Source organism: Oceanobacter sp. 1_MG-2023 (assembly GCF_030689025.1).
Classification (GTDB): domain Bacteria; phylum Pseudomonadota; class Gammaproteobacteria; order Pseudomonadales; family Oceanobacteraceae; genus Oceanobacter.
Map to the genome: position 1 here is coordinate 310,227 of NZ_JAUYWA010000001.1, position 16,135 is coordinate 326,361.

Annotated in this window: 14 protein-coding genes; 3 read left to right on the top strand and 11 right to left on the bottom strand. The window is 52.4% G+C overall.

Annotated elements, in window-relative coordinates; genetic code table 11:
* Positions 1-6 precede the first annotated feature (6 nt).
* The 10 genes from Q8W22_RS01310 to rpsB all read right to left on the bottom strand — a co-directional run bounded on the left by Q8W22_RS01310 (position 7) and on the right by rpsB (position 10,369).
* On the bottom strand, positions 7-498 hold the full coding sequence (locus tag Q8W22_RS01310; protein ID WP_303433822.1) for an OmpH family outer membrane protein: 492 nt from the start codon (positions 496-498) through the stop codon (positions 7-9).
* A 41-nt stretch (positions 499-539) separates the two neighbouring features.
* A complete protein-coding gene (bamA, locus tag Q8W22_RS01315; RefSeq protein WP_305413830.1) occupies positions 540-3,101 on the bottom strand; it encodes an outer membrane protein assembly factor BamA in 2,562 nt (853 codons plus the stop codon).
* Between the two features lie 35 nt (positions 3,102-3,136).
* A complete protein-coding gene (rseP, locus tag Q8W22_RS01320) occupies positions 3,137-4,477 on the bottom strand; it encodes an RIP metalloprotease RseP (RefSeq protein WP_303433826.1) in 1,341 nt (446 codons plus the stop codon).
* Positions 4,474-5,667, bottom strand: a complete 1,194-nt coding sequence (gene ispC / locus Q8W22_RS01325; protein ID WP_305451392.1) for a 1-deoxy-D-xylulose-5-phosphate reductoisomerase — start codon at positions 5,665-5,667, stop codon at positions 4,474-4,476. The genes rseP and ispC overlap by 4 nt, the downstream gene beginning before the upstream one ends.
* A complete protein-coding gene (locus Q8W22_RS01330) occupies positions 5,667-6,509 on the bottom strand; it encodes a phosphatidate cytidylyltransferase (protein WP_305451393.1) in 843 nt (280 codons plus the stop codon). The genes ispC and Q8W22_RS01330 overlap by 1 nt, the downstream gene beginning before the upstream one ends.
* Positions 6,502-7,269 carry a polyprenyl diphosphate synthase gene (gene uppS / locus Q8W22_RS01335; protein ID WP_303433832.1) on the bottom strand — a complete coding sequence of 256 codons (768 nt, stop codon included), beginning with the start codon at positions 7,267-7,269 and terminating at the stop codon, positions 6,502-6,504. Before uppS ends, Q8W22_RS01330 begins: the two co-directional genes overlap by 8 nt.
* A gap of 9 nt (positions 7,270-7,278) precedes the next feature.
* The gene (gene frr / locus Q8W22_RS01340; protein ID WP_303433834.1) at positions 7,279-7,836 is read right to left on the bottom strand and encodes a ribosome recycling factor; all 558 of its coding nucleotides are present in this window, start codon (positions 7,834-7,836) and stop codon (positions 7,279-7,281) included.
* Between the two features lie 2 nt (positions 7,837-7,838).
* Entirely contained in the window at positions 7,839-8,573 is a 735-nt protein-coding gene (gene pyrH, locus Q8W22_RS01345; RefSeq protein WP_303433836.1) for a UMP kinase, read from the bottom strand.
* A 96-nt stretch (positions 8,574-8,669) separates the two neighbouring features.
* Positions 8,670-9,524, bottom strand: coding sequence for a translation elongation factor Ts (gene tsf, locus Q8W22_RS01350; RefSeq protein ID WP_303433838.1), 855 nt, complete (start codon positions 9,522-9,524; stop codon positions 8,670-8,672).
* An 89-nt stretch (positions 9,525-9,613) separates the two neighbouring features.
* A complete protein-coding gene (gene rpsB, locus Q8W22_RS01355) occupies positions 9,614-10,369 on the bottom strand; it encodes a 30S ribosomal protein S2 (protein WP_305413835.1) in 756 nt (251 codons plus the stop codon).
* Positions 10,370-10,672: 303 nt separating this feature from the next.
* Here rpsB and map point away from each other — a divergent pair, with 303 nt between their 5' ends.
* From map to Q8W22_RS01370, 3 genes are all read left to right on the top strand, one after another.
* Complete coding sequence (map, locus tag Q8W22_RS01360; protein WP_303433842.1) at positions 10,673-11,455, top strand: type I methionyl aminopeptidase; 783 nt, start codon at positions 10,673-10,675, stop codon at positions 11,453-11,455.
* Entirely contained in the window at positions 11,452-14,145 is a 2,694-nt protein-coding gene (gene glnD / locus Q8W22_RS01365) for a [protein-PII] uridylyltransferase (RefSeq protein ID WP_303433843.1), read from the top strand. The genes map and glnD overlap by 4 nt, the downstream gene beginning before the upstream one ends.
* A gap of 153 nt (positions 14,146-14,298) precedes the next feature.
* Positions 14,299-14,631, top strand: coding sequence for a pirin-like C-terminal cupin domain-containing protein (locus Q8W22_RS01370; protein ID WP_305451394.1), 333 nt, complete (start codon positions 14,299-14,301; stop codon positions 14,629-14,631).
* Here Q8W22_RS01370 and Q8W22_RS01375 read toward each other — a convergent pair.
* Positions 14,579-15,958, bottom strand: coding sequence for a DEAD/DEAH box helicase (locus tag Q8W22_RS01375; protein WP_305451395.1), 1,380 nt, complete (start codon positions 15,956-15,958; stop codon positions 14,579-14,581). The genes Q8W22_RS01370 and Q8W22_RS01375 overlap by 53 nt on opposite strands.
* Positions 15,959-16,135: the final 177 nt, after the last annotated feature.

Consider the following 16,135-nt stretch of genomic DNA (forward strand, 5'->3'; position numbering starts at 1 on the left):
AAAGTATTACTTACCGTTTAACCGTTCCAGTAATGGTTTGGTCAGGTCAATGGCTGGTGAGCTGTATACTGCTGCCCCTGCCTGCAAGACCAGATCGTACTTGCCATCATCAATCAACGCTTTCAGCAACTCTTCCAGTTCTGGCAGTTTTGAACGGAAAAACGACTGACGCCACTGTTGATCTTGCTGCTGCAGCTTTTCCAGATAGAACTGGCGTTCTTTGGCTTTGGCTTCGTATTCAGTCACCAGCTTGGCCAGTTCCGCCTGGCTCATGATCGCACCATCGGTTTCACGTTTTTCCTTCAGCGCCAGCATGGATTTTTCAATGTCGCGCACCTTGCCGATGGAATCACTATTTTCTTGTTCAAACTTTTTCGCCGCAGACTTGGCTTCGTCAGACAAAAACAGGGCTCGCTCCATATCCACGACACCAACCTTCAGCTCCGCAGCCGCCAGTGGTGACAGTAAGGCAACGACCAAAAACAGAAAAACACGCATCCAAATGCTCCTTTAAATTGCAGTTGTGCTGGATGTCAGCATTAAAAAACCTGACCAAGTGAAAATTCAAAGCCTTCTGTATCATCACCATCCTGGTCATTCAGTGGGATTGAGTACACAAACGTCAGCGGGCCAATGGCGGTAACCCAGGTCAAGCCAACACCGGTACTCATACGGAAATCGGAAAAACTAAAGCCCTCAGTACAATACGGGTGCGTTGTTAACGTTGGAATATCCGCATCATTTGGAACATAACAGTTATCGGTAAAGGTGTTACCGCTATCCAGGAAGAGCACACTACGCAATGAGCTGCGATCTTCAACAAACGGGAATGGGAAAATCAGTTCCAATGACGCCTCGGCCAGCATATTACCACCCAGCGAGCTGGGGGACTCAGAATAAGCCGGAGCCGTCACAACCGAGCCATCCGAGTCGGTTTCATAAATCGGTTTGTACTGACTGGAGTTACTGACCGCAACCGCAGCGCCATCATCATCGGTTTTATACACCACGGTTGGCGCTGAGGAATCCACCACAGGCTGGCCCAGTTCATCCAGTTCATACAGCACGTTATCATCGCTGTCGGTTTGTACCACGGGAACTGCTGTGTATTCCGGCAAGCCCCGTGGCCCCAGGCTGTTGCTGCTATAACCCCGAACGGATCCCAGACCACCAGAACGGAAATTTTTGTAGAACGGCAAACTGTCTTCATCGCCGTAACCGTTAGCGTAGCCCAATTCTGTTCGAATCCGGAACGACCAGTCCTCAAACAGCGGGAAATAATAGTTGGCGGTGTAACCCAGTTTATAGGTCGTCAGATCACTGCCAGGCACACCCACATCAAGCGACAGTTTTTGCTCAATACCAGCCGTCGGGAACATGCCTCGGTTCAGACCGTTGTAGCGCCAGTTCAACCCCAGGGTATATTCATCGAAGTTGTCTCCCTTGACTTCCAGGAATTCCAGAATTTCTGCTGGCACAGTCGAGCCTTCAAACATCTCGGTGTTGTTGTAGCCAGCACTCATCGACAAACGTTGACGGCGGGAGATGGGATAGCCAAAGGTAACGCTGCCCCCTCGACTATTGGTCTGATAATCACTGACAGAGCTCAGGCTGTCGTAGTCAGTTTCCCGGTAATAAAGGTTAAACCCGCGACTGACACCATCAATGGTGTAGTAAGGGTCGGAAAAAGAGAAGTTGTACGATTTGACGGTATTGGTTTTTTGCAGACCCAGACTCATACGGTTACCGGATCCCATAAAGTTATTCTGACTGATACTGGCACCCAGAATCATACCGCTGCCACCGGCGTAACCGATGTTGAAGTTCAGACTGCCGTTCATCTGCTCTTCGACGTTGTATTCAACATCGATCAGATCATCAGTACCGGGTACCGCCGGGGTTTCCACCGTCACAGTCTTGAAAAAGCCCAGTTGGTTCAGACGGTTTTTACCAGCTTCAATTTTTTCAGTCGAAGCCCAGCCACCTTCCATCTGCAACATTTCACGGCGTAATACTTCATCCATGGTGCTGTCATTACCGGAGAAGTTAACGCTGCGGACATAGGTGCGTCGTCCTGGCTCGACAAAAAAGGTCAGATCCACTTCCAGTGTTTCGTCATCCGGTTTGGGGCTGCCATCCACTTTGGCAAAGGTATAGCCATCATTACCCAGACGACGAATCATGCCTTCGCTGCTGGCCAGCACCTTGCTGCGGGAGAAGACATCTCCGGGGGCAATATTATAAAAACGGGTGAATTCTTCTTCATCCAGCACCAGATTGCCCGCCAGACGAATATCCCGGATGGTATAGACCTCGCCTTCCGTCACGTTGACCGTGATGTAAACACCGTCTTTCTCCGGCGCCAGTGCCACCTGGGTCGACTCAATGTTAAAACGCAGATAACCCCGATCGTAATAATATGATCTGAGGGTTTCCTGATCGGCTGCCAGCTTTTCACGGGAATATTTATTGTCACCCGCGTACCAGGACCAGAAATTGGATTCCTGCAGGCTGAAACGTTTCAGTAATTCTTCATCTGGAAAGGACTCATTACCCACAATATTGATATGGGCAATCGAGGCGACATTACCTTCTTCGACATTGATTTTCAGTGCCACCCGGTTACGTGGCAACGCTTCCACCACGGTCTCGATATGTGCATCGTAGCGACCTTGCATGACATACTGGCGCTCGAGTTCGAGTGCAATGCGCTCCAGCGTGGAACGCTTGAACACCATGCCTTCTGCCAGCCCGGCCAATTTGAGGTTATCCAGCAGGATTTCATCCGGAATCGCCGAGTTGCCGTCCAACTCGATCTGGGTAATGGTAGGCAATTCAACCAGTTGGAAAATCAGTACCTGATTGTCCCGGTAAACCCGGATGTCATTAAAAAAACCCGTCGCAAACAAGCGACGCGATACTTCAGCCAGGCGATTACTGTCAACCTGGTCGCCAGCATTGATCGGCAACCGCTCAAACACGGTACCCGCGGATACACGTTGCAGTCCCTCGAGACGAATATCTTCAATGACAAAGGAATCATCAGCATAGGCAAATGAAGAAAACAGCCCGACAAACAGGGAAAACAGCAGCGAACGCATGAAAAAAGTAATCCAAAATTGCGCGACTTTCAAAGTTAAAGTCGACCGATATCGTTATAAAAGGCAACTGCCATGAGGCTGAACAGCATCACAATGCCCACTTGCATCGCCACTGTCTGTACCCGTTCTGGCAATGGTTTACCAATCACACTTTCTGCGCTATTAAACAGAATATGACCACCATCCAGCATGGGTACCGGCAATAAATTCAATACACCCAATGACACACTGAGCAGTGCCAGGAACTGTACGAAAGATTCCAGCCCTCCCGAAGCCGAAGTGCCGGCTACTTTAGCAATGGTAATTGGGCCGCTCAAGTTCTTTACCGAGAGATCCCCTGCCAGCATTTTCCACATGGAATCGAGGGTAAAGGTAATCAGATCCCAGGTCTTGCCAGCCGCTCTTACCATCGCACTCAACGGGTCAGCCGAGCTGGTACTGAGCCATTCCGGCGGCACTTCCGGTTGAATGGTACCAACTCCGGCAAAACCCATTGTCCGACCATCATCCAGAGTACGACTGCCCGGCACCAGGGTCAGTAATGTCATATTGCCATCACGCAACACATCGACCTGCAAGGCCACACCGGCATGTCGCTGTACCAGATCCACCCAGGCAAACCAGTCTTCAACCTTCTGACCGTCCACCGTCATTACCTGATCCCCCGGCAAGAAACCCGCCTGCTCTGCGGCACTGCCTTCAACCACAGAGCCAATCATGGCCGGCACATCCAGCTGCCGCGGCTGAAGCCCCAGCGATCCCATCGGGTCCGGCTGTTCACTGTCGGAGAGCCAGTTATCAATAGTGATCTGTACCGGGCGCTGGATACGATTATGGTCTTCCAGCGTCAGGTCAATATGACCGCTTTCACCCAGATGACTGATCAGGCGCCAGTTAACATCTTCCCAGGTGGTGGTTTCGTGGCCATCCACCGCGACAATCCGGTCACGGGGTTCGATACCCGCGATCGCCGCTGGCGATGCCGACTGTACTTGGCCGATCTCAGCAATCACTCCGGTGGTGCCCACCATAAACAGCACCCAGTACGCCAGAATGGCAAACAGGAAATTGGCAAACGGCCCCGCAGCGGCAATAAAATTGCGCTGGGCGACCGATTTGGCATTAAAACTCTGCTCTCTCAAATGCTCGGGAACATCGCCTTCCCGCTCATCCAGCATTTTGACGTAGCCACCCAACGGCAGAGGCGCGACAGAATATTCGGTACCCTGCTTGTCTCGCACGGAAAACAACGGATTTCCAAAACCGACTGAAAACCGCAATACCCGGACGCCGCAGCGACGAGCCGCCCAGAAATGTCCATATTCGTGAATCACCACCAATAAACTGATAGCGACAATAAACCAGAGAATTGTCACGCATCTACCTCGTTTACAGAACCTTGCAGCAACTGGTGTGCCTGGCGCCGGGCCCATTGATCAGCCAACAGCACACTCTCCAGGCTGGTCATTGCTTCGACCTTATGAGCGTCCATCACCTGTTGTACGAGCATTGGAATGGTATTAAACGGAATTCGTTCCCCAAGGAAGGCCTCAACCGCTATTTCGTTGGCAGCATTCAAGACAGCCGGCATCGTGCCACCTGCCATAAATGCCCGCCGGGCCAAGGATAAACAAGGGAAGGTGTGTTCATCGGCGGCTTCAAAATCAAAGCGACCGATAGTGACCAGATCCAGTGGCGCCACTCCGGATGTCATACGTTCAGGCCAGGCCAGAGCGTAAGCAATCGGAGTGCGCATATCCGGTTCGCCGAGCTGCGCGATCACCGAACCGTCACAATATTGCACCAGGCTGTGAATCACGCTTTGGGGATGTACAACAACCTGTATCTGTTCCGGCTGGCAGTTAAACAGGAAACAGGCCTCAATCAACTCCAGCCCCTTGTTCATCAGGGTAGCGGAATCAACCGAAATTTTTTGTCCCATCGTCCAGTTGGGATGGGCTACGGCTTCGGCAGGTGTAACATCCGCCAGCTGATCCGCCTGCCAGCCCCGGAACGGGCCGCCAGATGCGGTTAACAGGATTTTGCTGATCCCATGCGGAGCAAAATGGCCGTCGTAGCGTTCCGGCATCGACTGGAATATCGCATTGTGTTCACTATCAATAGGCAGTAATTCGGCACCACCGTCACGAATGGCGTCCATAAACAGCGGGCCAGCCATGACCAGTGCTTCCTTGTTGGCCAACAGTACCCGTTTGCCAGCCTGTGCCGCAGCCAGGGATGGCAATAAACCCGCAGCCCCTACAATCGCAGCCATCACCATATCGGTCTCTTCGTGAGCCGCCACCCAGGACAGGGCTTCGGCACCAGACAATACGGTTGTCGGGTGATCTTGCGGTAACAGACAACGCACCGCGTCAGCGCCAGCATCATCTTTCATCACGGCGTATTGCGGCACGTGCTGTAATACTTGCTCGGCCAGTTTTTCGGCACGCGTGGCGGCCGTCAAAGCAAATACCCGGTAACGTTCCGGGTGACGAGCAATCACGTCCAGGGTGCTGCAGCCAATTGATCCCGTTGCGCCCAATACCGTCACTGCATGGGTCATCAGGCAAATCCCCAATTAAGTACATGAAGGCATAAGGCAAACACAGGAACGGCCGCTGCCATACTGTCGATCCGGTCCAGTACACCGCCGTGTCCGGGGAGTAATGACGAGCTATCCTTGATTCCCCGGTGGCGTTTCATCATGCTTTCCACCAGGTCGCCGAGTACCGAGACAACGGTGGTGATCACGGCGATCAGCATCAGTTGCCAGTAATCATCCTGGGACATCGGCCGAAGCCAGTAATCCAGCCCCAGACCAAACAGAATCGCGACCATCGCAGAGGTCGCCAATCCCCCCCAGAACCCGGCCCAGGATTTCCCCGGGCTGACATTAGGCGCCAGCTTGGAGTTACCCCAGCGTTTGCCAGAGAAATAGGCACCGGTATCAGCTCCCCAGACAATCAGCATCACAAACACAATCAATAACGAGCTGTGGGGTTGTACTTTGAGGTGCATAAAGCCGACCCACATGGGCACCAGTACACACAGTCCCAGTGCGCCCCGTATCGGGCGTGATGTCCACCAACTGGTACCACCGGGGTAGCGACGCACCAGAGCAAAGGCAACCGTCCACCACAAGGCCCCCACCGCGAGGTAATACACCAGCAAATCGGGATGAATCCGGAGCAAACGAGCACTGGCGTACAGGCAGACAAACACCATCAAGGCGTAAGCGACCCGCCCCCAACGGCGTTCATAACCTGCAATATTGGCCCATTCCCAGGCTCCCAGAGTCGCAATTGCGGCAATAAAAATGGCGAATTGCTTCAGCGGCAGGAAAAATATGCCGATGATCATCAGGGGAGCAAGCACCATCGCGGTGATTACACGCTGTTTAAACACGGCTGGCGGTTTCCTTCAGCTGGTCATCGGTTCGGCCAAAGCGACGGGTGCGATCGGCAAAGGATGCAAGCGCCTGGCGATATTCTTGTTCTTTGAAATCCGGCCAATACACCGGTGAGAAATACAGTTCGCTGTACGCACACTGCCATAACATAAAATTGCTGATACGTTGTTCGCCCCCGGTACGGATCAATAAATCCGGAGCAGGATAGTCACTCAGCCAGGTGTACTGGTGGACGGTATCTTCGTTGATGTCCGCCGGGTCCAGACGCCCTTGCTGAACTTCAATTGCGATTTTCTGGCAGGCCTGGGCAATATCCCACTGGCCGCCATAGTTGGCAGCAATCACCACCACCATGCCGGTATTGTTAGCGGTCAGCGCTTCGGCATTGGCAATCAGGGTCTGGATACGCTCCGAGAAAGCACTTTTGTCCCCCATCACCACCAGCCGCAACTTGTTACGATGCAGGCGTTTGACTTCCCGTTCCAGGGCAACGGTAAAAAGCTGCATCAGAGCCGACACTTCAACCGCCGGGCGACGCCAGTTTTCACTGGAAAAGGCAAATAGGGTCAACACCTCAACACCAGCCCGTGCAGACACTTCAACGGCCTGGCGCACAGCATCAACCCCCGCCTTGTGACCAGCGATACCGGGTAAATAACGTGCTTTGGCCCAGCGATTATTGCCATCCATAATCATGGCAACATGACGGGGAACGCGGCCAACGGCCGCGCTTTTATCATCGATACTGGTAGACATGAAGAGTAATCAGACCTGCATCAGATCTTTTTCTTTCTGCGCCAGATGCGCGTCAACTTCGGCGATATACTTGTCGGTCAGTTTTTGGATCTGATCTTCGCCGCCGCGCTCTTCGTCTTCAGAAATCATTTTTTCTTTCAGCAGCTCTTTGATACTGCCGTTGGCATCACGTCGGATATTACGAACAGAGACGCGGCCTTTTTCGGCTTCGGAACGAGCCTGCTTGATAAAGTCCCGACGGGTTTCTTCCGTCAGCATTGGCATCGCCAGGCGAATGGTGTCGCCTGAAGTATTGGGGTTCAGGCCCAGATCCGACTTGAGAATGGCCCGTTCAATAACACTGACCATGTTCTTTTCCCACGGATTGATCGCCAGGGTACGGCCATCTTCAACAATGACGTTGGCTGCCTGGGCAATGGGCGTATCAGTGCCGTAATAGTCTACGGTAATGTTATCGAGAATGGATGGATTGGCACGGCCAGTCCGTACGCGCTTGAAAGCATCCAGCAACGAAGACACACTTTTACCCATGCGTTCTTCAGCGTCTTTCTTAATCTCTTCGATCATGTTCACTTTTCCTCGCTTACAATCAATGTGCCATCATCACCGCCAGTGACCAGACGGGCAAGCACACCAACTTCATTCATATCGTATACCCGTAGCGGCATCGCGTGATCACGCGCCAGGCATATAGCAGTCAGATCCATCACGCCCAGTTGTTTCTCAAGCACTTCCTGATAGGTCAGGGTATCGTACTTGACCGCACTCGGGTCTTTCTTCGGATCAGCAGTATACACGCCATCCACGTTGGTGGCTTTCATTACCACGTCGGCGTTGATTTCAATGCCGCGCAAGCAGGCAGCGGAGTCCGTAGTAAAAAACGGGTTGCCTGTACCGGCGGCAAAAATAACCACATCGCCGATATCCAGCGCCCGGATAGCACTGCGTCGATCATAATGATCAACCACACCACTCATCGGGATTGCTGACATAACACGTGTTGTAATATTGGCGCGTTCCAGTGCATCGCGCATGGCCAGTGCATTCATCACCGTCGCCAGCATGCCCATATGATCACCGGCAACACGATCCAGACCGGATTCACTCAGCTTCTTGCCACGGAACAGGTTGCCACCACCAATAACCAGACCAACCTGAACACCAATACCTTTCAGCTGCCCTATTTCCAGCGCCATACGATCAAGCACTTTGGGATCAATGCCGAAATCCAGCTCACCCATCAGGGCCTCGCCGCTCAGCTTTAACAAGATACGTTTGTATTTAGGACTCTGCTGCTTAGCCATGACCGACTCCATTAGCGTGTATTGGACACAAATATGCCGGGCGACCCCGGCATATTCAGGTTGGGACAATCCCTGATGTGTTGCCCCGGTTTTGTATCAGCCTTTCAGCTGTGCAGCAACCTCTGCAGCAAAGTCTACTTTTTCGACTTCGATACCTTCACCAACTTCCATACGGATGAAAGAGGTGACTTCAGCGCCAGCTTCTTTAGCCAGCTGACCAACAGTCTGATCAGGGTTCTTGACGAATGGCTGATCCAGCAAGCTGTTTTCTTTCAGGAATTTCTTGATACGACCAACCATCATTTTTTCGACGATTGCGTCTGGCTTGCCAGCCATATCTGGCTGAGCCTTGATAATTTCTTCTTCTTTTGCCAATACGTCTGCCGGCATATCGTCACCACGGATAACGCGTGGGTTGGAAGCGGTAACGTGCATAGCGATATCTTTGGCGACTTCTTCGCTACCACCGGTCAAGGCAACAACACAGCCCACTTTACCATTGGAGTGCAGGTAGGCACCGACAACACCGGATTCAATCACGACCGGGCGACGAACAGTGATGTTTTCACCGATTTTCTGAACCAGCGCCATACGCGCTTCTTCCAGATCGCCTTCCATCAGTTTGGCCACATCGGTTTCACGAGTGTCTGCCAGCTTGGCAAGAACCAGATCAGCAAATGCATTAAAATTGGCATCGCCAGCAGCGAAGTCAGTTTCAGAGTTCACTTCTACAACAAACGCAACACCGTCTTGAACCTGAATACGCAATTTGCCTTCGGCAGCAGTACGGTCAGCTTTCTTGGCCGCTTTCAGACCAGAGTTTTTACGCAGGTCTTCAATTGCTTTATCAATATCACCGTCATTGGCAGTCAGCGCTTTTTTGCACTCCATCATGCCCAAACCAGTACGTTCACGCAGTTCTTTAACCAGAGCGGCCGATACGTTCGCCATAATCCCAATCCTCTTTTGTTAACTTGTCTTCAATTTTTTTGCTTAAAAAAAGGGGGCGCGCCCCCTTTTTTACCGACCAGAGCTGTCAGTTATTCAGCAGGTGTTTCTGCTGCAGGCGCTTCTTCAGCCGCCACTTCAACAAACTCATTGGCAGCCGGGCTATTTTGCTGCTTGCCTTCCAGTACTGCGTCTGCAACAGCAGAAGCGTAAATCTGGATGGCACGAATAGCATCGTCATTGCCAGGGATTACGAAGTCGATACCGTCCGGGTTAGAGTTGGTATCAACAATACCAACAACCGGGATACCCAGTTTATTGGCTTCTTGAATCGCAATACGCTCGTGATCCACGTCGATCACAAATACCATATCAGGCAGGCCGCCCATTTCCTTGATACCACCAATGGAACGTTCCAGCTTGTCCATTTCACGGCTACGCATCAGAGCTTCTTTTTTGGTCAGCTGCTCAAAGGTACCATCGGCTTGTTGCGTTTCGAGGTCACGCAAACGACGGATCGACTGACGAATGGTTTTGTAGTTGGTCAACATGCCACCCAACCAGCGATGTGCCACAAATGGCATGCTGGCGCGTTCGGCCTGTTCCTTGATGATTTTACCTGCAGCGCGCTTGGTACCAACAAACAGAATCTTGTTGTTACGGGCAGCAATGCCTTCGATTTTGGCCAGAGCCGCATTCATCGCCGGAACCGTGTGCTCCAGGTTGATGATATGAATCTTGTTACGTGCACCAAAAATGTAACGACCCATTTTTGGATTCCAGTAACGAGTCTGGTGACCAAAGTGAACACCTGCTTTCAGCAGGTCACGCATATTTACTTGTGCCATTTCAAATACCTTATATATATCGTTGGGTTAAGCCTCCACGTACCCAATGAGTCGACTGCATAACCGAAGTTTGCAGCACCCCGACACATCGTTGCGGCACGTGTGTGATTTAGTTGTTGATCCAAAGTCAATTGCTTGCTTTGTTCAACGGTGCTTACAGCGCGCGCTTTATACCACTTTGCGACCTGTGAAGCCAGAGCCATGGCGTCCTCCGTCACGAACAATTACATTTAATGATTGTTCAACACTGCCGCCACAACCGATACAATGGCAGCATCTACAAGCGGAATTCTGTGCCTCTACATGACTGTTACCATTAAAACGACTGAAGAAATAGAAAAAATGCGTGTTGCCGGACGCCTGGCAGCTGACGTTCTGGAAATGATTGCGCCTCACGTTGTCCCCGGCGTCTCGACCGGCAAACTGGACACCCTCTGTCATGACTATATTGTCAATGAACAACAAGCCATTCCTGCGCCGCTGAACTACCATGGTTTTCCCAAGTCGATCTGTACGTCTATCAACCAGGTGATTTGTCATGGCATTCCTTCCGATGACAAAATCCTGAAAAAAGGCGATATCATCAATCTCGATATCACCGTTATCAAAGACGGCTATCACGGCGATACCAGCCAGATGTTTTTTGTGGGTGAGCCAACACCGGCCCTCAAGCGTCTGGTCGAAATCACCCAGGAATGCCTTTATCTTGGTATTGATATGGTACGCCCTGGCGTCCAACTGGGAGATATTGGCGCCGCAATCCAGAAACACGCCGAGGCCAATCATTATTCGGTTGTCCGTGAATACTGCGGCCACGGCATTGGCCAAACCTTCCACGAAGACCCACAGGTCTTACACTACGGCAAACCCGGCACCGGCATGGCACTGGAGGAAGGCATGACCTTTACCATTGAGCCCATGATCAACCTTGGCACTCGTTTCAACAAACAGCTAAAAGATGGCTGGACAGTCGTCACCAAGGACCGCAAACCTTCCGCCCAGTGGGAGCACACATTGTTGGTCACCGCTACCGGAGTGGAAGTATTGACGGCACGTACAGGTGAAAAATACCGGGCTGACGCATGAGCCCGGAGTTACCTGAGCTGAAGCTCGCAGACCATCCCGCCCTGCTGGCCCAACTGGCAGACAGCCCCAGCCCGATTCCGGTTATTCGCAACATCCTGAAACAGACCCAGCAACACGCGGATGACTATTTCCGCGCCACTCTGGATGCTGAAACCCCGGTACGGTTTCGTTCAGCACAAATGGATGCCCTGCTAGACTGCTTGTGGCAGCACACAGGCCTGCAGAATGACGACCTGGCTCTGGTAGCCGTCGGTGGTTATGGCCGTGGTGAACTGCACCCCTACTCGGATATCGACCTGCTGTTGCTCTGTCGCGATGAAGCCGCCATCACCACCAGCTCGGAACAGTTACAAGGGTTTATTACCCTGCTTTGGGACCTGAAACTGGAAGTCGGCCACAGCGTCAGAACACTGGAAGATTGTCGTAACGAAGCCGCCAATGATCTCACGATTATTACCAATATGCTGGAGAGCCGGATCATCTCTGGTGCTCCCTCTCTGTTCGCCGATCTGAAAGCCATTGTCGACAGCCCAGATATGTGGCCAGCGGCAACGTTTTTCAAAGAAAAATGGCAAGAACTGGAAGCACGCCACGACAAGCACAACGACTCCGAATACAACCTCGAACCCAATGTCAAAAACTCACCGGGTGCCCTGAGAGACATCCAGACCGTCAGCTGGGTGACCACCCGCCATTTTGGTGATGGCAGCCTCCAGTCACTGGAGAGCCGGGGATTTCTGACCAAGTTTGAATTCACACGCCTGGCAGGCAGCATGAAATTCCTCTGGCAGGTACGTTACGCCCTGCATATGCTGGCTGGTCGCGAAGAGGATCGCCTGCTGTTTAACCTGCAACGGCAAATAGCCAGTCTGCTTGGTTTTGAAGACGACAACGAGCACCTCGGTGTCGAACGCTTCATGACCCGCTTTTATCGCAACCAGCTCTCCACCACCGAGTTATGCGACCTGCTGTTGCTGCACTTCAACGAAGATTTCATGAAAAGCCACGAAGGGGTCAAGCCCGTCCCGGTCAATGAACATTTTGTTTTGTTTAACGGCTATTTACAGCTGACCGACCCACAACTGTTTGCGCGTGAACCAGCCTGGCTCCTGAAAGTCTTCGTCTTGTGTGCCAACACCCCCGACCTGAAAGGCGTTCACTCCGATACCATTCGGGCATTACGGGATCATCGACATCTGATCGACTATGAATTCCGCACCCATCCCGACAACAATGCCTGCTTTATCGAACTGATCTGCCACAAGAACCACGTAGTACGCGAGCTGTCCCGCATGATGCGCTACGGCATTCTGGGACGTTATATCCCTGAGTTTGGCCATATCATCGGCATGATGGAACACGACCTGCTGCATATCCATACTGTCGACGATCACAGCTTTCGGATGATTCGGATGTTACGCCAGCTGCGTTTTTCCAGCCTGCGTAACCAGTACCCACTGGCTTCCAAGCTGATTCATCGTATCCAGCGCCGCGAAGTGCTGTACCTGGCCGCACTGTTACACGACACAGGCAAGGCTCAGGAAGGTGATCATTCCAGCAACGGCGAAGTGATTGCCCTGCAGTTTTGCAGCCAGCACAACCTGCGTCCAACCGATACCCACATGGTCTGCTGGCTGGTCGCCAACCACCTCACCATGTCCCATGCGGCACAACGGCTGGACCTGAACAACCCCGACGATATTCATCAGTTTGCCCGTGAAATCGGCGATCAATACCACCTCGACATGCTGTACCTTATCACCGTCGCCGATATGATCAGCACCAATCCGAAACTCTGGACCAGCTGGCGAGCAGAACAGATGCGGGCCTTGTATTTCAATACCCAACAAGCCCTGCGCCGCGGCCTGGCCAACCCGCTCAACAAAGAAGAATATATTCGCGAAATCCAGCAAGAATCGCTGTTACAACTGGAAGCACTGGGTTTGAGCCGGGAAACGACGTTATCGATCTGGGGAGAACCCGGGGATGATTATTTTCTTCGCGAAAGCGTCGACAACATCATTTGGCATACCCTCTCCATAGCCGGTCATGGCAATAGCAGCGCGCCGCTGGTATCCATCCACCAGACCTCGGACCAGGATCGCGAAGGTGCCACCCAGATCTTTATTTACATGAAAGATCATATCGACCTGTTTGCCGTCACGACCGCAACCCTGGATCAGCTTAATCTCAACATCCAGGACGCCCGTATCATGACTTCAGAGTCAGACGACAAGGCGGTCGACACCTATATTGTACTGGATGAAAACAACCGGCTGATCGACGACCCACAACGCCTTGACGATATTCGCCAGGCACTGATCACCGCCCTCGCCAACCCGGAAGAATACTCCACCATTATCCAGCGTCGTACCCCACGACTGCTGAAGCAGTTTCCGGTAGAAACCCAGGTGACCATGAGTAACGACCCGCATATGCAGCGCACAATACTGGAAGTGGTCGCGGCTGACCGGCCAGGGTTACTTGCCCGCGTTGGAGCCATTCTCTCGGAATTTGGCGCCCAGATGCAGGGAGCCAAGATTCTGACGGAAGGGGAACGGGTATCGGATATTTTCTACATTCTGGATCAAAGCGGTGAACCGTTTTCCGATCCCGCCCTGTGCCAGCAACTGCAGCGCGCGATTGTCAAAGGGCTGGATGACCAGGTGCAGGTACAAACCGCGGTTTAATGAGTCACTGCGGCGTTATTTCTTTCGATTGATTCGATCGACAAGCCGCACCTTATTCTCAGCAGCCCTAATACCGTCAGTGTACTCTTCTCCCATGCAGCAGAAGAATAGAATGCCAGTCAGCAGCGGCCACCATGCCATGGCTTATCGGGGATGAGGCATAGCCAGCTGCTGGGACTGCCAGCAACAACCCACACGGATTCAGACGAAGACTACATCACAGTAACCATCGATACGGATACCGACCTGAGCTTGTTAAGCGGGCATCCATTACGTGAGCCAATTGTTCACTACGGGTCTTTTGTAATGAACAATCCGGAAGAAATTGAACAAGCCATTGCCGACGACCAAGACGGCCGATTAGGTCAACAACCCTGCCTGACCGCCGGCTCGAAAAACAGGCCATCAGGCATCAGTTACGATAATAACCGATCTATTCGGTTGGTTTTTTACGGTGCAAAGGAGCAAAACCTTCGCCGTCCGTAACGTTACTCTTGCGCGTCGCCGGGCGTCCTCCCGTCGGACGCTTTGCTCCGGCAGCCGCAGGCCGCGATGGACGTGGCCCGGTTCTGCCAGGTTTGCCATCACGCCCCTTGATTCCATCCTTGCCTTTGCTCTTCGGCTTGCGCTTGCCCGCCGTCGCCGCCTTACCGGATGCCTTGAGTTTTTTCGGGCCTTTATAAACCGCCACCAGACCTTCGATCTTGCGCGGTTCCATCACGACCTGAATATAACTTTCAATCGCCGCCTTGAGATTCCATTCATAGGGCGAAATCAGGCTGATCGCCAGGCCGGATTTACCTGCCCGACCGGTACGACCGATACGGTGTACGTATTCATCACCCTTGCGGGCCAGATCGTAGTTGATCACCAGATCCATACCTTCAACGTCCAGACCACGCGCCGCAACGTCTGTCGCCACCAGAATATTACGCTTGCCTTCCCGCAACATCTGCATGACATATTTACGTTCATCCTGGGTCATTTCACCGTGCAGCATGGCCACACCATTACGATGACGACGAACAAATTCTGACAGCCGTTCCACCTCGGTGCGCTTGTTCACAAACACCAGGGCTTTCTCGTATGTTTCATTGGCCAGCAGCCAGGCAATCAAACGGTCTTTATGGGCGTTATCGTCCGCCAGAATCCGTTGCTGGGTAATCAGGCCATGTTGTTCCTGAATCGTATGGGTGGTGATTTCTTCCGGTTCTTTCAGCAAGTTAGCAGCAATGCGGCCAACCCCTTCATGACGTAAAGTTGCCGACAACAGCAGGGTTTGACGCTCGTTCTTACAGGCGCGCCGGATAATATCCATATCTTCGGCAAAACCCATATCCAGCATACGGTCAGCTTCATCCAGAATCAGATATTCCAGATCGTCCAACTCACAGGTACCGCGTTTCAGGTGATCAACCAGTCGCCCGGGCGTTGCAACAATCAACTCCGGGTTTTTACGCAGCAAAGCGGCCTGATACTGGAATTCTTCACCGCCGCATAACTGGCCAACACTCAGCGTCGTCAGATCACAAAAGTGCTGACAGACCTTGGTCACCTGAGTGGCCAGCTCTCGGGTCGGACACATAATCAGTGCCCGAGTGGCCGAATTGGGCGCATCCCGCTCCAGTAACCCTTGCATCACCGGCAACAGATAGGCCAGCGTTTTACCACTGCCCGTTTCAGCGCATACCTGAATATCCTTGCCAGCCAATGCTAACGGCAAGACTGCCCGTTGTACCTCCGTTGGAGTTGCCAATGACAATTTTTCCAGGCCAAGCGCCAAGCGGGGATTCAGAGAATAATCAGTAAACACGTATACGCCTCACAATAATATTACGGCAATTATAACAGCCGGATGACAGAGACACTCTGAATTAAACGCGCTGTCAGTACATCTATTTTCTTCAGACTAAAGGGGGCATCTATTTAATCCGGTGCTCACTCTGGGCTACCGGATGGTTTCGAATCACGAAGCCGACTTGCAGGCCTG

Excerpts from the sequence above, each read along its gene's own strand:
- Q8W22_RS01310 (WP_303433822.1), bottom strand. The coding sequence starts at position 498 with ATGCGTGTTTTTCTGTTTTTGGTCGTTGCCTTACTGTCACCACTGGCG.
- uppS (WP_303433832.1), bottom strand. The coding sequence starts at position 7,269 with ATGTCTACCAGTATCGATGATAAAAGCGCGGCCGTTGGCCGCGTTCCC.
- tsf (WP_303433838.1), bottom strand. The coding sequence starts at position 9,524 with ATGGCGAACGTATCGGCCGCTCTGGTTAAAGAACTGCGTGAACGTACT.
- ispC (WP_305451392.1), bottom strand. The coding sequence starts at position 5,667 with ATGACCCATGCAGTGACGGTATTGGGCGCAACGGGATCAATTGGCTGC.
- bamA (WP_305413830.1), bottom strand. The coding sequence starts at position 3,101 with ATGCGTTCGCTGCTGTTTTCCCTGTTTGTCGGGCTGTTTTCTTCATTT.
- glnD (WP_303433843.1), top strand. The coding sequence starts at position 11,452 with ATGAGCCCGGAGTTACCTGAGCTGAAGCTCGCAGACCATCCCGCCCTG.
- Q8W22_RS01370 (WP_305451394.1), top strand. The coding sequence starts at position 14,299 with ATGAGGCATAGCCAGCTGCTGGGACTGCCAGCAACAACCCACACGGAT.
- map (WP_303433842.1), top strand. The coding sequence starts at position 10,673 with ATGACTGTTACCATTAAAACGACTGAAGAAATAGAAAAAATGCGTGTT.
- frr (WP_303433834.1), bottom strand. The coding sequence starts at position 7,836 with ATGATCGAAGAGATTAAGAAAGACGCTGAAGAACGCATGGGTAAAAGT.
- rpsB (WP_305413835.1), bottom strand. The coding sequence starts at position 10,369 with ATGGCACAAGTAAATATGCGTGACCTGCTGAAAGCAGGTGTTCACTTT.
- pyrH (WP_303433836.1), bottom strand. The coding sequence starts at position 8,573 with ATGGCTAAGCAGCAGAGTCCTAAATACAAACGTATCTTGTTAAAGCTG.